The sequence below is a fragment of the Nonomuraea maheshkhaliensis genome (assembly GCF_039529435.1).
In the GTDB taxonomy this organism is placed as follows: domain Bacteria; phylum Actinomycetota; class Actinomycetes; order Streptosporangiales; family Streptosporangiaceae; genus Nonomuraea; species Nonomuraea maheshkhaliensis.
The window spans coordinates 74,036-94,825 of the sequence record NZ_BAAAMU010000004.1 but is presented as its reverse complement, the minus strand read 5'-3'; the positions used below and the strand labels follow the sequence as shown (position 1 = coordinate 94,825).

The window sequence follows — 20,790 nt, the reverse complement described above, 5'->3', positions numbered from 1 at the left end:
TGGCGAACGAAGGAGAGTGCGTCGTGGGAGTGGCTGAGCGGGTTGACGAGGTGGTGCGGGCGGGTCGGGCGCCGCAGTTGCATGGGCTGGTGGTGATGCGCGGCGGGCGGGTCGAGGTCGAGCGGTACGGTGCCGGGCGCGATCATCATCTCGGTGAGGATCTGGGGGAGGTCGTGTTCGAGCGGGACACGCTGCACGATCTGCGGTCCGTGTCCAAGAGTGTGGTGGCGCTGGTGTACGGGATCGCGTTGGGTGAGGGGCTGGTGCCGGGGCCGGGGGAGTCGTTGATGCGGCAGTTTCCGGAATATCGGGATTTGGGGGCTGATCCTAGGCGGGCGCGGCTCACGGTCGAGCATGCGCTGACCATGACCCTCGGGCTGGAGTGGGACGAGTCCCTGCCCTACACCGATCCGGCCAACGGGGAGATCGCGATGGAGCTGGCGCCCGACCGGTACCGCTACGTGCTGGGGCGGCCGCTCGTCGAGGCGGCGGGTGAGCGGTGGAACTACTGCGGCGGGGCGTCGGCGCTGATCGGCGCGATCATCACGCGGGGGACCGGGCGGCCGGTCGAGGAGTACGCGGCGGAACGGCTGTTCAAGCCGCTCGGCATCACCCGGTACGCCTGGGCCAAGGGGAGCGACGGCGTGGCGGCGGCCGCCGCCGGGCTGCGGCTGCGGCCCGTGGACCTGGCCGCCATCGGGCAGCTCGTGCTCGACGGCGGGCGGGACGTCGTGCCCGGCGGCTGGATCCAGGAGATGTTGCGGCCCCGGGTGGTGATCGCGGACGGGTTCGAGTACGGCTACCAGTGGTACCTGAGCACCGGCGAGCGCCGCTGGGCCGAGGGCATCGGGAACGGCGGGCAGCGGTTGCTCGTGGTTCCGGAGGAGGGGCTGGTGGTGGCGGTGACGGCCGGGGAGTATGACCAGGCTCAGGCCAGTGCGGGTGCGGTGCTCGATGCCGTCCTCGATCGGTGATCACCGCTCAGAGTCGGCCGCGGTCCCCCAGGCGTCCTGGTGGCGTCAGAGGGGGAGGTGGGGGAGAGCGGTGTGGAAGGCGGTGATGGCGGCTCTGATCGCCGGGTGCTCGCCGTTGCCCCTTCTGAACGCTGCCAGCGTGCGCCGGCTCAGCGGTAGCCGGGTGAGCCGTACACCGCGCGGTGGGTCGGCGGCCGCCAGACGGGGGACGAGCGCGACCCCCTGACCTGCGGCGGCGAAGGCGAGGACGGTGTCGAAGTCGTCGATGTGGTGACGGACGAGCGGTTCGAAGCCGGCCGCCTGGCAGGCTCTGATCGCCATGGTGTGGCAGAGCGTGCCGGGCTTGTTCATGATCCAGGCGTCGGCGCGGGCGGCGGCCACGGAGGGGCGGTCGGTGAGGTACATCGGCTCGGTGAACAGGGGCTCGGTCTCGGTGGACGCGTCGGTGACGGGCGGGACGAAGTCGTACTCGTGGACGAGGGCCAGATCCAGCTCGCCCGCCCGCAGCGCCGCCGAGACGTCGGCCGGGTCGATCTCCGACACCATGGGTTCCAGGCCGGGGTGCGCGCCGGCCAGGCCGGCGAGGGCGGGCGGGAGGAGGACGCGGGCGGCCGTGGGGAACGCGCCGATCCGGAGCGGGCCCGAGGGACCGCCACGGACGGCGGCGAGGGCGGCCGAGGCGCGTTCGAGCTGTTCGAGCACGGCCTGCGCGTGCTCCACGAGCAGGTGCCCGGCGGGCGTCAGCGTCACCGTGCGGCCCGTGCGTTCGAGCAGGCGCACGCCCGCCTCCCGCTCCAGCGCGCTGAGCTGCTGGGAGACGGCCGAGGGCGTGAACGTGACCGCCTCGGCCACGGCCGCGATCGTGCCGCGCCGGGCGAGTTCGCGGAGCAGGTGGAGCTTGCGCGGGTCGAGCATAAGATGAGCTTAATCTCGAACGAAGAAATCCGTGCTGGACCTAACGGGTCGGCAGGGGTGAGGCTCGAAGCATGTTGAGAGGAATCCACGTACCGCTGGTCACGCCGTTCGACACGTCGGGCGAGGTGGCCCTGGACGCGATAGAGAAGCTCGCCCACCAGGTGCTCGACCAGGGCGCGAAGGGGCTGGTGGCGCTGGGCACCACCGGAGAGGTGGCCACGCTCGACCCCGGGGAGCGGGCGCGGGTGATCGAGGTGTGCGCACGGGTCTGCGCCGAGCGGGGAGCGCTGCTGACGGTGGGGGTGACCGGCAACGACACGCGTTCGACCGCGCGGGCGCTGCGCGAGCTGCCTTCTGGGGTGGGGGCGGCGCTGGTGATCGTGCCGTACTTCCTGCGTCCCGGCGAACGCGGCGTCGTCGCGCACTTCGAGGCGCTGGCGGAGGAGACGCCGGTGCCGCTGGTGATCTACCACATTCCCTATCGGACCGGGCAGAGCGTCAGCGCCGCCACGCTGCGCCGGCTCGGTGAGCATCCGCGAATCGCGGGGGTGAAGTACGCGGCCGGCGGGATCGACCAGGACGCGGTGAGCCTGCTGGGTGACCTGCCCGACGGGTTCGAGGTGCTGGGCGGGGATGACGCGTTCATCTCGCCGCTGCTCGCGCTCGGGGCGGCGGGCGGCATCCTCGCCTCCGCGCACCTGGAGACCAGGCGCTTCGCCGACCTGGTCGCCGCGTGGCACGACGGGGACGCCGTACGGGCGCGGCGGCTGGGGCACCGGCTGGCCCGGCTGTCGGCGGCGCTGTTCGCCGAGCCGAACCCGACGGTGATCAAGGGTGTGCTGCACGCCCAGGGCCTGATCCCGACCCCGGACGTGCGCCTGCCGCTCGTGCCGGCCGGCGCGGAGTCGGTGTCACAGGCTCGCCTGGTAGCGGTACATCCAGGCGAGTGACTCCTGGCTCGCGCCACGCTTGAGGAAGAACGGCAGCATCAGGTCGCGGAACACCCGGGCGACCGGGCCCGCGGCCTTGCTGTTGCTGATCGTCCTTGAGTAGGCGACGACCCGTTCCACGCGCGGGCGCCGCTCGGCCTCGAAGCGCCGGAACGCCTCCTCGTGCCCGCCGCTGTCGCGCAGGCACCGGGCCAGCACGATCGCGTCCTCGATGGCGAGCGAGGCGCCCTGGCCGGAGCTGGGCGAGGTGGCGTGGGCGGCGTCGCCGGTCAGCAGCACCCGGCCGCGGTGCCAGACGGGCACCGGGGGCAGGTCGTACACCGGGAGCGCCGACTCGACGCCGCCGCGGCGGATGAGGCCGGCCGAGAAGTTCGCGTCGTCCTCGAACGCCTCGGCCAGCACCGGTGTCCAGTCGGGCGGCACGTCGCCGAGCCGCCGGGGCAGGTTCGCGAACCACCAGGTCTCGCCCGACTCGGCCACCGTGTAGCCGAAGAACGCGCGCTTGCCGAAGACCATGTTGTACACGCCGGGCTCGCCGGACACCCCGGCGTCCTCGACGATGCCGCCGAAGCTGTACAGGCCGCTGTAGCGCGGCGCCGGGGCCCGCGGGTCGAGCAGGGTCCGGGTGCGCGAGTGCACGCCGTCGCAGGCGATGAGCAGGTCGCCGGTGGCCTGGGTGCCGTCCGCGAACGTGGCCGTCACCTGCTGTCCCGTGTCCTCGTACGCGATCACGCGCTTGCCGTGGGAGACGCGGATGCCGCGCCGCCCGGCCTCGTCGCGGACGGCCCGGTAGAGCTCGGAGCGCAGGACCGTGTGGCTCACGGTGCCGTCGTCGAGCCGCAGGCCGTTGGCCACCTCGCCGAGGCGTTTGCCCGAGCCGCTCCACATGACCATGCGCGGGGTGGGGATGGCCGTGGCCAGGACCTCGCGGTGCGCGCCGAGCGCGCTCAGGGCGGCCAGGCCGTTGGAGGCGACGTTCAGGAAGGTGCCGACGTCGTCCGCGCCCTGCTCGTACGCCTCGAAGATCTCCGCCTCGACGCCCACCTCGCGGAGCGCCATCGCGGTGACGGGGCCGCCGATGCCGCAGCCTATGATCAGAGCCTTCATGGTGATATCCTTTCGTTCGGCCGAACGAAATATTAGGCAGAGGCGGTGGGCGGTGTCGAGGGGTATTTCGGATCGACGAACTAAATTGCTGGAGGCTCTCACCGTCGCGGGACGCGAGCACAGCAACGCCGCCGTGATGTACCACAGCGCCATGGGCGGGCGGCTCGGCCTGGGGATGACCGAGGAGAAGACGCTCGACCTGCTGCAACGCCTGGGGCCGTTGACGGCTGGGGAGATCGCCCAGCACACGGGCCTGGCGCCGGCCACGGTCAGCGGGCTGATCGACCGGCTGGAGGGCAAGTGGCTGGTGCGGCGCGTCCGCGACACCAAGGACCGGCGGCGGGTCATCGTCGAGATCAACTACGAGCGGGTGGCCGGGTTCTCGGAGCTGTTCGAGCCGTTCGTGGTGGCGTTGTCGCAGCTGTACGAGCGGTACAGCGATGAGGAGCTGGAGTTGATCCTCGACTGGCTCAACCGTTCGGCGGCCCTCCAGCGCGAGGCCACCCAGGGGTTGATGGAGGAGTAGGTACGCTCCTCCGGTCCTGGGTGGCCGTCGTGGTGGCGGCGTCTCAGCGGGCTGGGTTGCCGTGGTGGCGGCGTCTCAGCGGGCCCGGTGGCCGTCGTGGTGGCGTCTGAGCGAGCCCGGCCGGGTCAGCGGGTCGAGTCCTTGATGGCGGTGCCGACCTCGCTCACCCGGTCGGCCAGCAGGCCGAGCGCGCCCACCGCGCGCACCATCGGGTCGTCCTCCGCCCCGCCCAGCGCCCGCGCCTTGACGTAGGCGGCCTTGACCTCCGCCCAGCGCTGCGCCTGGGCCGGGGTCAGCCGGCCGCGCAGCTCGGCCAGCTTGAGCAGGTTCGCCTCCGCGTCGCTGGTGAGCGTCTGCGCTTCGCCGAGGTAGTGGTCGTCGATCACCGCCTCCAGCTCCGCGTCGTTCATGGCGGGGACGATCCGCTCGGCCAGCTTGTTCATGTTCCGGTACGAGCCCTGCAGCCGGTACGGCGGCTCCGTACGGGCGGCGTCGGACTGGGCGGCCGAGGCGATGTAGGCCTGGTTGTTGGCCAGGACCACCTCCTGCACCCGGACGAGCTTGGCCAGCACGCTGAGCATCTGGTCCAGCTCCGGCTTCGTGTACGGGTGCTTGAGCTGGTCGGGCCGGACCGTCGGGTCGCCCTTGGCCAGGCGTACCAGCAGCTCCACGTCCGCCCGGTCGCCCCCGGACAGGGGAGCGAGCACGGGGTTGGAGGTGAGAGCGTTGTCCACGTAGCTCAGCGCGAACAGCTCCTCCTTGCCGGAGAGCACGTCGCCCAGGTTCCACACGTCGGCCCGGTTGGCCAGCATGTCGGGGATGCGGAAGCGCCGGCCCGACTCGGTGTACGGGTTGCCCGCCATGCACACCGCGAACCGTTTGCCGCGCAGGTCGTAGGTCCTGGTGCGGCCGTTCCAGACGCCCTCGATGCGGCGCTGGGCGTCACAGAGGGAGATGAACTTCTGCAGCAGCTCCGGCGAGGTGTGCTGGATGTCGTCGAGGTAGAGCAGGGTGTTGTTGCCCGTCTCCAGCGCGAACGAGATCTTCTCCACCTCCTGCCTGGCCGTCGCGTCGGGGGCGTCCGCCGGGTCGAGCGAGGTCACCTCGTGGCCCAGGGCGGGGCCGTTCACCTTGACGAAGACGAGGCCGAGGCGGCTGGCCACGTACTCCATCAGGGTGGTCTTGCCGTAGCCGGGCGGGGAGATGAGCAGGAGCAGGCCCATCTGGTCGGTACGCTTGCCGGCGCCGGCCGCGCCGAGCTGCTTGGCCAGGTTGTCGCCGATCAGCGGCAGGTACACCTCGTCGAGGAGACGGTTGCGGACGAACGCGCTCATGACCTTGGGCCGGTATTCGTCCAGGCGCAGGCGGCGGCGTTCCGATTCGATCAGCTCGCTCCTGCGGCGCTGGTAGGCGCGGTAGGCGGGGACCCGTTCCTGGGCGAACGTGCGCGTTCTGGTCAGGATCTCGTCCAGGCGGATCTCCAGCTTGCGGTCCTTGATGCGGGGGTGGGCGCCGAGCAGGCCCTCCACCGTCGCCGTGGTCGCGGCGCTGGAATCGTGGCGGGGCAGGTCGCACAGCAGGACGGCGATGGCCTCCGCGACCTCGGGACCCTGGTGGTAGGCGGTCAGCCAGGCGCGGGCGAGCTGGAGGCGTTCCGGCAGGGGCAGGGCCTTGAGGTCGTCCTCGAACTCGCGCGTCCTCGCCGGGCCGAGCGTCTGCCGGAAGCCGTCGAGCAGGTCGCGGGCCTGTTTGGCGGTGATGAAGCCGGCGGGAGTGGAGCCCAGCTCCTCGACCAGGTACTCACCGGCGACCCGCGCCGCCCCGCCGGCCGCCACCTCATCCCCAGCCTCGGAGAGGAAGGCGGCGATCAGGTCGCCGAGCTCGCGCCCCAGGTCGCTCAGCGCCGGCGACAGCCCGAACACCGTCCGCGCCCGCACCAGCGACACGGCCCGGGTGGTGAATGTTTTACGTGAAACCTCGTCCACCCCGAACGCCCAGAACACCTGCGCCGCCGCCCGGACCTCGGCCGGATACCGCAGCAGCCCGGCCCCCTCCCGCAACCGCACCAACGTATCGAGCACGGCCGCCGCGTCGTGGTCGTGCACCCCGCGCTCATATCCCTCGTCGTACCGAGTCTCGGCGGCCCGCCGCACCAGCTCGCCGAGCTCGTCCGCGGGGGTGGCCGAGTCGAGGAGCGAGGCGGCCAGGTACTCGCCCCGATAGACCTCGGGCGTCTCCGAGACCAGCAGCTGATCCCAGAAGGGCCGCGTGTCGGCGAACGAGCCGGGCACGGGCGCGCGGTAGTCGGTGCCGGTGATCGCGAAGTGCATGGACCCGTCGTGCGGCACCAGCGTCAGATCGATCGGCTGGGTGTTGACGGCGAAGCGGTGGCGGCCCAGCCGCAGCGTCTCGCCCCCGTCGGAGAACAGGTCGAGCCGGTCGCGCAGCGCGCGTCCCGCCTCCTGCTGGGCCGACTTGACCCGCCCGTCCAGCTCCTCGGCCCGTACGGCGTCCCCGAGCGCGCGCAGCTCCCCGGCCACCGAGCGCACCTTGGCCACCATCGGGTCGGTCGCGAAGTACGTGTTGACCTCGTCCGGCGACGACAGCGAGGCCAGCCGCCTGGTGATGCTGCCCAGGACGCGCTCGGCTGAGGCGAAGAGGCGGTCGGCGCGCCGGGCCAGGTCGTCGAGCTGGGTCTGCTTGCGGGCCGAGAACGCCTCGTAGACGTCCTCCCGCTTGGCGGCCAGCTGCGCGGCGAAGTCGTCGGACTCGCCGAAGCGGGATTCCAGGTTCTCGACCTGGAGCATCAGCCGGCCGAGCTGCTCGTCGCACTTGTCCGGCGTGTCCGCCATCGCCAGCGCGCCGGTGATGGCCTGCCCGAGCAGGGCGAACTCGGCGGCGAACGCGGCGCGGCCCTCCGCGCCGAGCAGGTCGCGCCGGCGTCCGTCGAGCACGGCCCTGGCCCGGTTCACGCCGCTGAGCACCTCGGCGATGCGGCCCAGGATCGAGGTGCGCACGGTGGCGTCGGCGATGTCGAGCGACCCGACGACCTCCGTGACCACCTCCAGGCCCTCGCTCTGCTCCTCCAGCCGGTCGGCGACGGGCGCGGCCTCGGCCACCGTGGCGATGGCGGCGGCGTCGGCGGCCAGGGTCTCGACGGCGGCGTGGTAGGCGGTGAAGGCGTCCTGCCCGGACAGGAAGTCCACGGCGCGCCGCCCGGCCGAGTCCAGTTCCTCGGCCAGGGAGGCCGACAGCTCGTCCATGGCGGCCAGGTCGATGTAGCGGACCTCGCGCAGCGTCACCAGGCGGCCCTGGGCGCGGCGCAGCGTGGCCAGCAGGGTGACCCAGGCGTCGGCGGTGGCGGGGGTGTCGGCCCTGGCCCGGCGGACCAGCTGGGTGGTCTCCTCCGTGGCCGCGGCCAGCGTCTGCGCGGCGTGGCGGGTGAGCTGCTCGACGTTCTCGTACTCGTCGAGGACCTGCTCGGCGGTGGCGCGCACGTCGGTGAGCGGGCCGAGCAGGCCGTGCTCGCCGAGCCAGTGGTAGGAGTCGAAGGTACGGGTGCAGGCGGCGATCAGGCCCTCGAACGTGCCGGCCGACGGCGCCATCTCCTCGACCATCCGCGACACGGACAGGCAGTCGGAGATGCCGCGGACGAGCTCGGCGTTGCCGATGCGCTCCAGCGGCCCGGTCCCGGCCGGCTGGGCGGCGGCGTAGGTGTCCGACACGTACGGCGTCTGCCACACCTGCATCGGATGCACCCGGGTGGGCTCCTCGGAGGTGGCGCGGAAGACCACCATCGTGCCGTCGTCGAACAGCGAGTACCCGTGGCAGACGATGGGGGTGGCCACCTCCTTCCTGATCACGTTGTACGGCAGCAGCAGCGAGCGCCCGTCACCCCGCGTGTGGAAGACGTACAGGACGTCCTCGCCGTTGGGCGAGCGCACCACCCGCTCGAACTCCAGGTCGCTGACGTCGGTGTCGAACGTCTTGCTGACCCCCGTGGTCAGGTAGTAGCCGCCGGGGAAGATGAGCCCCTGGTCCTCGGGCAGCCGCTGGCATGCCTGGCCGATGCCGTCGAGCCGGACCACGGCCTTGGTGCGGGTGTTGAAGACCAGGTGCCGCCAGTCCTCCTCCTTGTACGGTCTGATCCGCATGAGGATGAGCGGCCCGACGCGGGCGTACTCGATGTCGGCGTCGGCCAGGCTCTGCAGCGGCTCGGCCACCGGCTCGGCGTAGATGCCGGCCCCGGTCTCGGTGTTGTTCTCGACCTTGATGGTCAGGTCGCCGCCGAGGGTCTCGACGAACACCTCGCCCTCGATGGAGACGTGCGGATGGCGGCCGAGCACGTGGTCGTCGCGGGTGGTGACCGTCCACTCGAAGTCGTGGGACGGGGGGAACGTGTGATCGCGCTCACCCCGGTTGTCCACATATTTCGTGATCCCGCCATTGCTGACTGCCCAGCGCAGCACCCGGATGTCGGCGGGACCCGTACGGAAGACGGCCAGCAGCTTGCCGTCCACCCGCCGCAACTGCTGCAGCCTGGTCTCCTTGTAGTACCGGTACAGCTCGGCGAAGTCCTTCTTGAACGCCGGGTCGGCCAGCGTCTCCAGCTTGTCCGCGTCGAACCTGAAGGCGTCGCCGTCCCTGGAGAAGCGGTGCACCGCGAACACGTCGGCCACGGTCGTCTCCGGCTTGAGCCCGATGAAGACGTTGTAGCCGAACAGCATCACGTCGCCCAGGGAGACGATGTCCCTGGGGACGCAGTTGTTCTCGGTCCGGATCCGCTCGGTCCCCAGCAGGCGCAGCTCGGCGCCGCCGAAGACGCGCAGCCGCTCCTGGTTGACCCCCTCGGCCGCCGCCGCGAGGGCCTTGGCCTGGGCCTGGAGGCGGTTCCTGAGAACCTCGTACGTCCCCGCCTCCAGCCCCGCCTCGATCGTGCTCATTTGGCCCCGGCCAGCGCCGCCACCGGCGAGTCCGCGACGCCGAGCCTGCGGGCGGTGTCCAGCAGCTCACCGAGGGCCGACGACTGCGGGCCGCCGTCCTGGATGAGCCGCATGAGCAGGGCGGACACGGTCAGGTTCTTCAGGTCCGTGGTGCTCACGCCGCTGATGACGCTCGCCAGGTCGCCGGCCAGGCTGGCGGTGCCGTTGACGTACGGGGCGGCGACGGCGCCCGCGATCTCCGAGTGGCCGACGAAGCCGTCGACCACCTTGCCCGCGGTGATCGAGCCGACCACCTTGTCGAAGAACATCGTGTCGCCGCCGACGATGTCGATGTTGGCCTTGGCCAGCCCGGCGGCCAGCACACTGGCCTGCGACTCGGCCACCTGGCGGCTGACGTCGATGTGCTTGAGCCGGATCTCCTTGTCGGCCTCCAGCCGCAGGCGGTACTCCTCGTGGGCCCTGCTGGCCTCGTCCAGCGCCGCCAGCGCGGCCGCCTTCTCGGTGAGACCCTCGGCCTCGGCCTTGAGCTTCTCGCCCACCGCGGCGGCCCCGGCCAGCGCCATGGCCTGCTCGCCCTCGGCCTGCGCCTTGAGCCGGTCGCCCTCGACCAGCGCCATGGCCCTGGCGCCGTCGGCCTCGGCGGCGAGCTTCTCCTTCAGCGCCACGGCCTCGGCGCGGCCGACCTTCTCGATGGCCTCGGCGTCGCGCTCCCTGACCTGGACCTGCGCCAGCCCGCCGGCGGCCGTCTCGGCCTGGATGCCCTCGGCGAGCCGGATCTTGGCCCTGGCGTCCAGCTCGGCGGCCTGCTGCCTGGCCTCGGCCAGCACCAGTTCCTCGCGGGCCTTGAACTTGGAGGCGGCCTCCGCGGCCTCGGCCGCCTTGATGTCCTTGACCAGGTTCTCCTGGGCCTCGGCCTCGGCGGCGATGATCACCTGCTGGCGGGTGCGCTCGGCCTCCTCGACCACACGCAGCCGCTTGATGGACTCCTCCTGCTCGGCCACGGTCTTGTCGACCGCGATGCGCTCGCGGATGACCTCGGCGATCGAGCGCTTCTCGGACTCGACCTCCTTGTCCTTGGCGATGCGCGACAGCTCGGTCTCCCGCTCGCGGGAGATGACCTCCAGCAGGCGGTCCTTCTCGATGCGCTCGGACTCGATGGCGATCACGCGCTCGCGGTTCTTCTCGGCGACGGCGATCTCGCGGGCCCGGTTCTCGTTCTGCACGCCGAGCTGCTCGTCGGTCTTCATGTGCGCGGCCTGGGCGCGCAGCCGCTCCTCAGCCTGCACGCGGGCGATCTCGGCCTCCTCGCGGGCCTTGACCGTCTCGATCTCGCGCCGCTGCTTGAGCTCGGCGTCGGCCTGGCGGCGCTCCAGCTCCAGGATCGCCTCGCGGGCGTCCACGTTCTGCCGGGTGATCTCCTTCTCCTCGTTGCGCTGGAACTCGTTCGTCCGCACGTGCTCGATCGCCGTCAGCTCGGTGATCTTGCGGATGCCCTGCGCGTCGAGGATGTTGCTCTTGTCGAGCTGGCCGAGCGCGGTCTGCTCCAGGTAGTCGATGGCGGCGTCCTCAAGGCTGTAGCCGTTGAGGTCGGTGCCGATGATCCGGACGATCTCGTCGCGGAACTCGTCGCGCTTGGTGTAGAGGTCGACGAAGTCGAGGTGCTTGCCCGCGGTCTTGAGCGCCTCGGAGAACTTGGCGTTGAACAACTCCTGCAGCGTCGTCTCGTCGCTGGCGCGGGCGGTGCCGATGGCCTGGGCGACCTTGATGACGTCCTCGGCGGTCTTGTTCACGCGGACGAAGAACGTGATCTTGATGTCGGCCCTGATGTTGTCCCGGCAGATCAGGCCCTCGCGGCCGGTCCGTTCGATCTCGATGGTCTTGACCGAGATATCCATGATCTCGGCTTTATGCACCACGGGCAGGACCACGGCGCCGGTGAACGTGACGTCGACCTTGTTGACCTTCGAGACGATGAGCGCCTTGCCCTGCTCGACCTTGCGGAACAATCGCCCGACGACGAGGAGGAGACCGATCACGATGATCAGGATGACGGCGAGGAATACGCCGAACCCGGTGGAGATGACGTCCATCAATGCTCACTTTCGTACGGCATGACCCAGAAGAATTCGCCGTCTTTGTCGTAGTCGAAGATGAGTGCGTTCTGGCCGCGGGCGAGGCGGTCCTGACCGGTCGTGCGCACCTGCACGACCGCGGACGAGCCGTCGGCGGCGGTGACCTCGGCCTGGCCGAAGTCAGGGGTGGCCGTGCCCGTGCGGATCACGCACATCTGGCCGACGAAGTCGCCGCGCGAGTGCCGGTCCCCTTCGGGGAACAGCCTGCGTAACGGCACCACGAGGCCGCGGACGGCGAACCAGGCGCCCGCCGCGGCGGCGAAGGGGACGGCGATCAGCAGGCCACCGCCCGCCACCACCACGCTGCCGATCAGGCAGAGCAGCCAGGCGAACGCGATGAGCAGCGACAGCGTGATCCCGGCGGGAACTCCCCCGAGTCCCAGCCACGTGGCGTCGTCCTCCAGCTCGAACAGGCCGGTGATGACGGTCAGCCAGTAAGCGGCGACGACCACGAGAAGAAAACTGAAAATGACAGTCGGAAAGCCCAGTGCGATGGTGAAGAAGTCGGTCATCCCGCCTCGGTATACCTGATCCCCCTGTGTACGTCCTGTCGGACTATATCTAGATAAAGCGCAACTAAAGAAGAAAGTTCCCGAAACGGTGAAGGCACTTGACCTCAACCATGGTTGAGCATGCAGGCTCGCTGCCATGACCGAACTGATGCGGGCGGCGGCGTTCACCGAGCCGGGCGGCCCCGAGGTGCTGAAAGTGATGGAACTGCCCGCCCCGCAGGCGGGTCCAGGCCAGGTGCGGGTGCGCGTGCGGGCGGCCGGCGTGCAGCCCTTCGACACGGCCGTACGCCAGGGCTGGCTGCCGCCGTACATCGAGGACCCCGGCTATCCGCGCATCCCGGGCAACGAGTTCGCCGGCGTGGTGGACCAGGTGGGCGAGGACGTGACCGGGGTGGCGGCGGGCGGCGAGGTGCTCGGGTTCACCGCGCTGAACGCCTACGCCGAGTACGTCGTCGTGCCGGCGGCCAACGTGACGCCCAAGCCGCCGGCCGTGCCGTGGGAGGTGGCCGGCGGGCTGACCGCCGGCGTGCAGACGGCCGAGCTGGCCGTCGACGGGCTGGGGCTGGCCGAGGGCGAGACGCTGCTCGTGCACGGCGCGGCGGGAGCCGTGGGCACGGCGGCCGTGCAGATCGCGAGGAGGCGCGGGGCCACCGTCATCGGCACCGCGCGCGAGGTCAACCACGACTACCTGCGCGCGCTCGGGGCCGTCCCCGTCGTGTACGGGCAGGGCCTGGCCGACCGGGTGCGCGCGCTCGCGCCGGGCGGGATCGACGCGGTTCTCGACGGGGCCGGCGGGCACGCGCTGGAGGTCTCGCTCGACCTGGTCGCCGACCGCGGGCGCATCGTGACCCTGGTCGAGCACGACAAGGCGGCCGGGCTGGGGGTCAGGCTGGTCAGGGGCGACCGCACGGCCGAGCGGCTCGGGCGTTACGCCCGGCTGTGCGCGCAGGGGGAATTCACGTTCCCGGTACGGAGGGCGTACCGGCTGGAGGAGGCCGCGGACGCGCACCGCGAGGTCGAGACCGGCCACGGCCAGGGGAAGATCGTCCTCACCATCTAGCCCGCATGGCCAGCGCCACCTGATCCTGGACGCCGTCCGGCCCGTGGCCGTCCTCCAGGCGCCACAGCAGGTTCTGCAGCACCCGGCCGAGCGTCCACCCGGCGGCCCGCCGCCGGTCGAGGCCGAGCGCGTCCACCATGAAGTCGAAGCGCCGCAGCACCTCGCGCGGCGCGTGGCCGGTGGCGAGCGCCTCGTCCCAGCGGTTGTGCAGGGCGGGCAGCAGCTCGAACGCCGGGTCGCCGGCCAGCGGCTTGGGGTCGATGGCCAGCCACGGCTCCCGCTCGCCGGCCAGCACGTTGTCGTAGTGCAGGTCCCAGTGCAGCAGCCGCTCGCCCGCCTCGGTGTCTTCCCCGGTGTCTTCCCCGGCGTCGGAGACCAGGTCGGCGACCGCCGAGGCGCACAGTCCGACCCAGTACCGGTCCTCCTCGGGGATCGGCCGCGCGGCGATCTTCTCCGCCCGCTCCAGCAGCGCCCGCGCGACGTCGTCGAGCCGGCGCATCCCCTCGGGCGCGGGACGGGCCACCAGCCGGCGCAGCAGGCCGGACAGGACGTCCAGGGCCTGCATGACGTCGGGCACGGCGGCCAGGGAACGGCCGCCGTCGAGCCGTTCGAGCAGCATGGCGCCGGTCTCGGGGTCGGCGTCGAGCAGCCGCACCGAGCCGTCGCCCGCCCACGTGCGCAGGGCCAGGCCCTCGTGGACGGTCTCGGGGGTGACGGGTTGCAGCTTGAGCGCGGCCTTCGTGCCGTCGGCGCGCACCACCGGCAGGACCAGCGCCATGATCCCGTGCCGGGGCGCGCCGTCCGGGCTCAGGTCCCACTCGTCGAGATAGCGCCCGGCCAGGGCCGGCAGCGCGGCCGTCCACGCCGCGCCGGCCTCGCCGCCGTACTTCAGGTGAGCGGTGGCTAGCGCGCCGGGGATCTCGATGGGCACGGTCTCAGAAATGCCAGGGGAAGGGCGACCAGTCGGGCTCGCGCTTCTCCAGGAACGAGTCACGGCCTTCGGTCGCCTCGGCCGTCATGTACGCCAGCCGCGTCGCCTCACCGGCGAACACCTGCTGCCCCACCAGCCCGTCGTCCACGGCGTTGAAGGCGAACTTGAGCATCCGCTGCGCGGTCGGCGACTTGCCGTTGATCTTGCGCGCCCACTCCAGGGCCGTCGCCTCCAGCTCCTCGTGCGGCACCACGGCGTTGACCATGCCCATGCGGTGGGCGTCGGCCGCGCTGTAGGTGTCTCCCAGGAAGAAGATCTCGCGGGCGAACTTCTGGCCCACCTGCCGGGCCAGGTAGGCCGAGCCGAACCCGCCGTCGAAGCTGGCCACGTCGGCGTCGGTCTGCTTGAAGCGGGCATGCTCGGCGCTGGCCAGGGTGAGATCGGCCACCACGTGCAGGCTGTGGCCGCCGCCCGCGGCCCAGCCGGGCACCACGCAGATCACGACCTTCGGCATGAAGCGGATCAGCCGCTGCACCTCCAGGATGTGCAGCCGCCCGGTGGACGGGGTGCCGTCGGCGTACTGGTAGCCGTCTTTACCCCTGATGCGCTGGTCGCCTCCGGAGCAGAAGGCCCACCCGCCGTCCTTGGGCGAGGGGCCGTTGCCAGTCAGCAGCACGCACCCGACGTCGGTGCTCTGCCGGGCGTGGTCGAACGCGCGGTAGAGCTCGTCGACCGTCTGCGGCCTGAAGGCGTTGCGGACCTCGGGCCGGTCGAAGGCGATGCGCACGGTGCCCTGGTCGACCGCACGGTGGTAGGTGATGTCGGTGAAATCGAATCCCTCGACCGCCTGCCACGCCTTGGGATCGAACAGTTCGGAGACCATGGCCGGAAGCCTAACCGATGCGCCCTTCCGCCCACTCGGCCCACTCGCCCTGGCTCTCGGCCAGGCGCCGGCCGTATTCGAGGGCGAGCCGGCCGTACGCCGACAGGTTGTCCTCGCCGCTCTCGACGAACGCGCGGATGCTCGCGAGGTGCTCCAACTGCTTGGCGGCCAGCTCGGCCTGGCGGCGCAGGTAGCTCCTGGCCTGCTCGGGCGAGACCTGGGCCAGGAAGAACACGCGCAGCAGCATGTCGCTGCGCACGACCCGGGTGGGCTCGACGTCGGTGATCCAGTGACGCAGCTCGGCCAGGCCCGCCTCGGTGATCGTGTATTCCTTGCGACCGCGCGGGCCCTGCGCCGTCACATCCACGAGCCCCGCCTCGGCCAGCTTGCCGAGCTCGGTGTAGAGCTGGCTCTGCGTGGCGGGCCACACGTTGGCGAGCGAGACGTCGAACAGCTTCAGCAGGTCGTAACCGCTCGCCGGCCCCTCTGACAGCAGGCCGAGCACGGCATGGCGAAGACTCATATTCCTATGTTGACATGTCTCCAGAGAAAGTTCTACCTTCGACATGTCTGTCTAGGAATGTCGGAGGATGCCTGATGCGCGGCCTGCTCGGTTTTCTGCCCTGGATCGTCTACGGCTTCGTCGCGACCGGCGACGAGTGGCGCTGGGGCGCGATCACGGGCCTCGTCCTCGCCCTGGTGCTCGTGGCCGTGGACCGCAGGACGGGCAGGTCGTGGGACATGATGGTGATCGAGACCAGCGCGGTGGTGTTCTTCGCCCTGATCACCGCGCTGTCCCTGCTCGATCCCGGCTCGCCGCTCACGCCGTACGGGCCCGCGCTCGTCGACGTCTGGCTGGCCGGCACGGCCTGGGGCTCGCTGGCCATCCGCAGGCCGTTCACGCTGGGCATCGCCCGCGCCACGACGCCGGAGAAGCTGTGGCGCACCCCCGCCTTCCACCGGGCCAACGTGATCATCAGCGGCGTCTGGGCAGCCGCCTTCACCGTCGCCGCGCTCGCTCTGACGCTCGTCCTGTCCGTCTCGCTCCACGCGACCACGCTGGTGATCACCATCAAGGTGCTCTCGTTCGCCGCACCCGCCGCCTTCACCGCGTGGTACCCCGGGCACCTGAGGCGGCGGGCGCTCGCTAGGTGACCTCGGCGCGCAGCTCCGCGAGCAGCTCCCCCTGGTCGGCCAGCATCTCGGTCAGTATGCGCCGGGCGGCGCCGAGCAGATCGGCCAGCTCGGGTGTGGCCAGGGTGTAGACCACGGTGCTGCCCTCGCGGATCGCGCTGACGATGCCCGCCCGTCGCAGGACGGCGAGCTGCTGGGACAGACTCGAAGCCTCGATGTCGATCTGGGCCAGCAGGTCCCTGACGGGGAGCGGCCCTTCCTGGAGTAGCTCCAACACTCGGATGCGAGCGGGGTGGCCGAGCGTTCGGAAGAAGTCGGCCTTGGCCTGGTAGACCTCCACGTGCATATGGTTAGCGTAATCCAGTTCAGTTGCATAATTCTTCAAGTCGCTATGTTGTCGGATAGCATGACAGCGGGGACTAGGGAGTTGCCATGGGCCGAGGAAGAGCCAAGGCGAAGCAGACGAAGGTCGCTCGCCAGCTGAAGTACACCAACCACAACATCGACTACGACCGGCTCCGCGAGGAGTTGGGCGCGGACACGCGACGCGAGGATCACTACCCGCCTACGCCGTCCGAGCAGGAGTCCGAGCGCGGGCGGTGACGCGGGTCTGCTTCGCGGGTGCCAGGGTGACATTCTGCAGCCGCCTGGCCTCCGGCGCCTGATCGGGCGCCGTGAGCTCCAGGCGGTGCAGCACCTCGCGGATGATGACGCGCATCTCCAGGAGCGCCAGTTGCGCTCCTACGCAGAAGCGCCGCCCGCCGCCGAAGGGCATCCAGGCTCTGCTCTGGTGCTCCTCCAGGAATCGCTCAGGACGGAATCGTTCTGGCTCGGAGAAGGCGGCGGGGTCACGGTGCACGAGCGGGATGTACGGTCCGGCGTACCATCCGGCGGGGATCTCGTACCCGCCCAGCCGCAGCGGCGCGTCGAGCAGTCTCGGCGCCTCGTAGACCACCGGCCTGACCCGCAGCACCTCCTTGACCGCCGCGTCGAGATAGGGCTCGTCGTCCGGCAGCCGCTCCAGCACCTCGGGCATGCGCAGGAACCGTTCGAAGGCCCAGGCCAGGCCGGTCGCGGTGGTCTCGTGGCCGGCGATGAGCATGGTGATCAGCTCGTCGCGGATCTCCTGGTCGTCCAGCTCGGTCTCCAGCAGCCGCCCGAGCACGTCCGTGCCCCCAGGGGTTTCCCGGCGCCGGCGGATCTCGCCGAACAGGATCGTGTCCACCTCGGCGCGCAGCCGCAGGAACCGCGCGTAGGGCAGGAACGGCACCCGCGCGGCCATCGGGCGCAGCCGCTCCGGCAGCAGCGCCACCTGCATGGAGCCGCCCGTCGCGAGCAGGCCGGGCAGCAGCTCCCGTAGCCGGCCGGTGCGCCCGGCGTCCCTGATGCCGAAGATCAGCCGGATGATGATCTCCAGCGTGATGTCCTGCATGCGCTTTCGCAGCGCGAACGGCCGGTCCAGCGGCCACGTCGCGATCTTCTCGGCCGCGATGGCGGCGATGTCGTCGTGGTACCCGGCGACCTGCTTGGCGCGTAGCGGCGGGTTCAGCGTCTTGCGGTGCCGCCACCACGGCTCGCCGTCCAGCGTCAGCACCGAGTGCGCGCCCACCAGGTGCTCAAGGAAGTCCTTACGGGCCGCGCCGGCCTGCCCGCCGCCCTGGTCGGTCCGGTAGACCTCCGCGGCCAGCTCGGCGGTGGTCACGTAGACCTCCGGCGGGAAGCCGGCGTAGCGGAGCGTGAAGATCGGCCCGTACCTGCGGTGGTAGCTCTCGAACATGCGCTCCGTGTCCGTCGCGAACCGTGCGGTCTGGACGATCGACGGCACTCTCGGCCCTGGAGGGATCATCGTCGCTCTCCTTGTCGTATACGTACGTCTGTCATAGACGCTTGTTTATATCTGTAGCATGGATCGCGTGGCGAGCACAGAGGCCGGTGGATACCGCGAACGACTGCTGGCTGGAGCGGTGAGCTGCCTCCAGGACAAGGGCTATGCCCGCACGACCGCACGAGACCTGGTCGCCGCGTCCGGCACCAACCTGGCCTCCATCGGCTACCACTTCGGCGGCAAGGAGGCGCTGCTCAACGAGGCCATCGCGGAGTTCTTCGAGCAGTGGACGGCGCGCGTCGAGCGATCGTTGTTCGGGAGCGAGCTGGGCACGCCCAGAGAGCTGCTCCAGCGCGCGCTGGAGCAGCTGGTGGACGTGTTCGGGGAGATGCGGCCGCAGCTCGTGCTCTGTGTCGAGAGCTTCCCCGCGGCGGTGCGCGAGCCCGTGCTGCGGGCGAAGCTGGCCGACGCCTACGCCAGGGCCAGGCTCGCCGGGACCGACATGCTGCACAGGGCCGCCGAGCGCCTGGAGACGGAGCTGCCGGTCGAGCCGGCGGCGCTGGTGTCGGTCGTGATCGCGATCTCCGACGGCCTGATGTTGCAGTGGCTGCTCGACCCCGAGGCCACGCCGGACGCCCGGCAGGTCCTGGACGTCCTGGCCGCGCTGGGAGCCTTCGTCGCCTGACGGCTGTCGTTCGAGGGCTGACGGCCGGCCTGAAGGCCGTCGGCTAAGGGCTATCGGGCGGCAAAAGGTGTCGGTCGGGAGGAATGTCATCCGTGGGGATGGGCACACCCACGGAGGACGAGGAGATCGAGACATGCGCGTAGGAATCGTGGGGTCCGGAAGGCTGGGCTCGCGGCTCGGCCGCCTGCTCGCCGCGGCGGGCCACGACGTGCTCTTCAGTGACGCCGACCTCGCTCTTGCCGAAGCCGCCGCCGGTGCCGCGGTCAGGGTGCCCGCCGGGAGCGCCGACGGCCGGGCCAGGAGCGGGCCGCCGGTCGAGGCCGCGGCGTTCGGCGAGGTCCTCGTCCTGGCGGTCGGCTGGGAGGCGTTCCCCACGGTGGTGGCGGAACTCGGCGCCGCGCTCGCGGGCAAGATCGTCATCGATCCGAGCAACCCGATCGGCGAGCGCGACGGCGCGGCCGTGATGGTGGCCGTCCCCTGCGGGCTGACCAGCCCGCAGTACCAGCAGCACGTGCTGGGGGCGGGCGTACGCGTGGTGCGCACGTTCAACACCAAGTACCCGAACGAGCTGCTGGACCTCGGACTCGCGGGGCAGCGGGGCGGGGCGCGGGCCGACATGCCCTACTGGGGGGACGACGACGAGGCCAAGAAGGCCGTGGTGCCGCTCATCGAGGACGCCGGCTTCACCGCCATCGACGCGGGCGGCCTGTCAGAAGCCCGCTGATCCGGTGGTCGGACCTCAGGTGGCGCAGGTGTCGTGGGTGGCGTCGAAGCCCTTGATGGCCTCGGTGTCGTCCGTGCGCAGCGGCTTGAGGCCCTTCCAGTCGTCCCCGAGCACCAGGATCAGCCGGCTGGTGACCGCGCCGGGCACCTGGCGCAGGGCGGCGCGCTGCAGGTCCTTGGTGAGCGTGGGGACCCGGGTCTCGCCGTTGGGGCTGTAGACGATCGTGGTCTTCGGCTGCGGCTTGCGCTCGGTGTCACCGATCTTGGCGATGTGGTAGCCGCGCTGCTCCAGGTAGGCCGCGGCCTCGGTGGCCAGGCCGGTGCGCCAGGTGCCGTTGCGCAGCTCGATCTGGATCTTCGAGCGGCCCACCTTCGTCTGGCCGCCCTTGACGCCGTCCACGCTCTGGTCCTTCGCCACGATCTGGAACAGCCGGTGGGACTGCGTCCGCTCCCACTCCACCCGGCCCGGCTGGGTGAGGGAGTAGTGCCACGGGGTGGTGATGAAGCGGATCTTGCTGATGTCGAGGCCTTGGAGGCTGGTCGCGAGGTCCTTCATCACGCCGGTGGTCAGGCCGCTGTCGGTGGTGATGGCCTTGGTCCCGGCGTCGAGCAGGGCCAGCAGCTTGGCCGGGTCGGTGAGTGTCTCGCCGCTCATCGCCTTCTTCACCATCGAGGCGATGAACATCTGCTGCCGCTGGATGCGCCCGATGTCGGAGCCGTCGCCGAGGGAGTAGCGGGCGCGCACGTAGCCGAGCGCCTGCTCGCCGTTGAGCGTCTGCCGCCCGGCCGGCAGGTGGAGCAGCGCCTTCTTGTCGTTGACCGGCTCGGGCAGGCAGACCTCGACGCCGCCGACCGCGTTCACGATGCCCTTGAAACCGGTGAAGTCGACCTTCACGAAGTGGTCGATGCGGATGTGGGTGAGCGACTCGATCGTCTTCCAGGTGCAGGCGATGCCGCCCGAGTTGAACGACTCGTTGATCATGCCGACGTGGGCCTGCTGGCCGGGCAGGCCGCGGGTGGAGCGGCAGGCGGGCAACTGGACGACCGAGTCGCGCGGGAAGCTGATCACCATCGCGTTGTCGCGCCTGGACGACACGTGCATCAGCATGATCGTGTCGGTGCGCTCGCCCGCGACCCTGCCGTACTTGGCGTTCTTGCCGTCGCGCTGGTCGGAGCCGACGACCAGGATGTTCATCGCCGTGCCGGCCACCTTGGGCGGACGGGTGGCGCCGAGGTCGTCGGCGGTGACGTCCTGCTGCTTGAGGTTTCCGGTCAGCCGCGCGTAGACGCCGACGGCGGCGCCGGCGATCAGGAGGACCACGGTCACCGTGACCGCGATCACCCAGCGCAGCCACGGGCGGCGCCGCCGTGGCGGCGCGTCCGGCCCGGACGGAGGCGCGTCGACAAGCCCGCTGCTCACGTCACTCCCCACAGAGACGGGGCCGAGGGCCGCCGCCCCTGGCCAAGAGCCACGCCGTACAGATCTCGGC

General features: G+C 70.9%; 19 protein-coding genes. 8 read left to right on the top strand and 11 right to left on the bottom strand.

Annotated features, from left to right (window positions below; genetic code table 11):
* Positions 1-29 precede the first annotated feature (29 nt).
* A complete protein-coding gene (locus ABFX54_RS04525; RefSeq protein ID WP_346101612.1) occupies positions 30-974 on the top strand; it encodes a serine hydrolase domain-containing protein in 945 nt (314 codons plus the stop codon).
* A 45-nt stretch (positions 975-1,019) separates the two neighbouring features.
* On the opposite strand, the gene ABFX54_RS04520 is transcribed toward ABFX54_RS04525, so the two are convergent.
* A complete protein-coding gene (locus tag ABFX54_RS04520) occupies positions 1,020-1,889 on the bottom strand; it encodes a LysR family transcriptional regulator (protein ID WP_346101611.1) in 870 nt (289 codons plus the stop codon).
* Between the two features lie 71 nt (positions 1,890-1,960).
* Here ABFX54_RS04520 and dapA point away from each other — a divergent pair, with 71 nt between their 5' ends.
* On the top strand, positions 1,961-2,839 hold the full coding sequence (gene dapA, locus ABFX54_RS04515; RefSeq protein ID WP_346101610.1) for a 4-hydroxy-tetrahydrodipicolinate synthase: 879 nt from the start codon (positions 1,961-1,963) through the stop codon (positions 2,837-2,839).
* On the opposite strand, the gene ABFX54_RS04510 is transcribed toward dapA, so the two are convergent.
* Positions 2,801-3,946 carry an FAD-dependent oxidoreductase gene (locus ABFX54_RS04510; protein WP_346101609.1) on the bottom strand — a complete coding sequence of 382 codons (1,146 nt, stop codon included), beginning with the start codon at positions 3,944-3,946 and terminating at the stop codon, positions 2,801-2,803. The genes dapA and ABFX54_RS04510 overlap by 39 nt on opposite strands.
* A gap of 85 nt (positions 3,947-4,031) precedes the next feature.
* Between ABFX54_RS04510 and ABFX54_RS04505 the strand changes: the two genes are divergently transcribed.
* Positions 4,032-4,472, top strand: a complete 441-nt coding sequence (locus ABFX54_RS04505) for a MarR family winged helix-turn-helix transcriptional regulator (protein ID WP_346101608.1) — start codon at positions 4,032-4,034, stop codon at positions 4,470-4,472.
* Positions 4,473-4,597: 125 nt separating this feature from the next.
* Here ABFX54_RS04505 and ABFX54_RS04500 read toward each other — a convergent pair whose 3' ends face one another.
* Genes ABFX54_RS04500 through ABFX54_RS04490 form a run of 3 tightly spaced genes read right to left on the bottom strand, consistent with a single transcriptional unit; the run spans position 4,598 to position 11,999 of the window.
* Positions 4,598-9,415, bottom strand: coding sequence for a DNA repair ATPase (locus ABFX54_RS04500; RefSeq protein WP_346101607.1), 4,818 nt, complete (start codon positions 9,413-9,415; stop codon positions 4,598-4,600).
* The gene (locus ABFX54_RS04495) at positions 9,412-11,505 is read right to left on the bottom strand and encodes a flotillin family protein (RefSeq protein ID WP_346101606.1); all 2,094 of its coding nucleotides are present in this window, start codon (positions 11,503-11,505) and stop codon (positions 9,412-9,414) included. Before ABFX54_RS04495 ends, ABFX54_RS04500 begins: the two co-directional genes overlap by 4 nt.
* On the bottom strand, positions 11,505-11,999 hold the full coding sequence (locus tag ABFX54_RS04490; protein WP_346101605.1) for a hypothetical protein: 495 nt from the start codon (positions 11,997-11,999) through the stop codon (positions 11,505-11,507). Before ABFX54_RS04490 ends, ABFX54_RS04495 begins: the two co-directional genes overlap by 1 nt.
* 196 nt (positions 12,000-12,195) lie before the next feature.
* Here ABFX54_RS04490 and ABFX54_RS04485 point away from each other — a divergent pair, with 196 nt between their 5' ends.
* Positions 12,196-13,119 carry an NADP-dependent oxidoreductase gene (locus tag ABFX54_RS04485; protein WP_346101604.1) on the top strand — a complete coding sequence of 308 codons (924 nt, stop codon included), beginning with the start codon at positions 12,196-12,198 and terminating at the stop codon, positions 13,117-13,119.
* Here ABFX54_RS04485 and ABFX54_RS04480 read toward each other — a convergent pair.
* The 3 genes from ABFX54_RS04480 to ABFX54_RS04470 are packed head-to-tail and all read right to left on the bottom strand — an operon-like array spanning position 13,109 to position 15,456.
* A complete protein-coding gene (locus tag ABFX54_RS04480; RefSeq protein ID WP_428834498.1) occupies positions 13,109-14,062 on the bottom strand; it encodes an aminoglycoside phosphotransferase family protein in 954 nt (317 codons plus the stop codon). The two genes, ABFX54_RS04485 and ABFX54_RS04480, sit on opposite strands and share 11 nt — an antisense overlap.
* Positions 14,055-14,933 carry a 1,4-dihydroxy-2-naphthoyl-CoA synthase gene (locus ABFX54_RS04475; protein WP_346101602.1) on the bottom strand — a complete coding sequence of 293 codons (879 nt, stop codon included), beginning with the start codon at positions 14,931-14,933 and terminating at the stop codon, positions 14,055-14,057. The genes ABFX54_RS04480 and ABFX54_RS04475 overlap by 8 nt, the downstream gene beginning before the upstream one ends.
* 10 nt (positions 14,934-14,943) lie before the next feature.
* On the bottom strand, positions 14,944-15,456 hold the full coding sequence (locus ABFX54_RS04470; RefSeq protein ID WP_346101601.1) for a PadR family transcriptional regulator: 513 nt from the start codon (positions 15,454-15,456) through the stop codon (positions 14,944-14,946).
* Positions 15,457-15,530: 74 nt separating this feature from the next.
* On the opposite strand from ABFX54_RS04470, the gene ABFX54_RS04465 reads away from it, so the two are divergent.
* Positions 15,531-16,088, top strand: a complete 558-nt coding sequence (locus tag ABFX54_RS04465; RefSeq protein WP_346101600.1) for a hypothetical protein — start codon at positions 15,531-15,533, stop codon at positions 16,086-16,088.
* Here the strand turns inward: ABFX54_RS04465 and ABFX54_RS04460 are convergent.
* The gene (locus ABFX54_RS04460) at positions 16,081-16,413 is read right to left on the bottom strand and encodes an ArsR/SmtB family transcription factor (protein ID WP_106243058.1); all 333 of its coding nucleotides are present in this window, start codon (positions 16,411-16,413) and stop codon (positions 16,081-16,083) included. The two genes, ABFX54_RS04465 and ABFX54_RS04460, sit on opposite strands and share 8 nt — an antisense overlap.
* Before the next feature lie 86 nt (positions 16,414-16,499).
* On the opposite strand from ABFX54_RS04460, the gene ABFX54_RS04455 reads away from it, so the two are divergent.
* Positions 16,500-16,670 (top strand): DUF3073 domain-containing protein, encoded by a 171-nt coding sequence (locus ABFX54_RS04455; protein WP_346101599.1) that lies wholly within the window; start codon positions 16,500-16,502, stop codon positions 16,668-16,670.
* Here the strand turns inward: ABFX54_RS04455 and ABFX54_RS04450 are convergent.
* A complete protein-coding gene (locus ABFX54_RS04450; RefSeq protein ID WP_346101598.1) occupies positions 16,633-17,913 on the bottom strand; it encodes a cytochrome P450 in 1,281 nt (426 codons plus the stop codon). The two genes, ABFX54_RS04455 and ABFX54_RS04450, sit on opposite strands and share 38 nt — an antisense overlap.
* A 67-nt stretch (positions 17,914-17,980) precedes the next feature.
* Between ABFX54_RS04450 and ABFX54_RS04445 the strand changes: the two genes are divergently transcribed.
* Together ABFX54_RS04445 and ABFX54_RS04440 are read left to right on the top strand one after the other, a co-directional pair.
* The gene (locus ABFX54_RS04445; protein WP_346101597.1) at positions 17,981-18,577 is read left to right on the top strand and encodes a TetR/AcrR family transcriptional regulator; all 597 of its coding nucleotides are present in this window, start codon (positions 17,981-17,983) and stop codon (positions 18,575-18,577) included.
* A 133-nt stretch (positions 18,578-18,710) separates the two neighbouring features.
* Positions 18,711-19,301, top strand: a complete 591-nt coding sequence (locus ABFX54_RS04440) for an NADPH-dependent F420 reductase (protein WP_346101596.1) — start codon at positions 18,711-18,713, stop codon at positions 19,299-19,301.
* 15 nt (positions 19,302-19,316) lie between these two features.
* Here ABFX54_RS04440 and ABFX54_RS04435 read toward each other — a convergent pair whose 3' ends face one another.
* Positions 19,317-20,720, bottom strand: a complete 1,404-nt coding sequence (locus ABFX54_RS04435) for an LCP family protein (protein WP_346101595.1) — start codon at positions 20,718-20,720, stop codon at positions 19,317-19,319.
* Between the last annotated feature and the right edge of the window lie 70 nt (positions 20,721-20,790).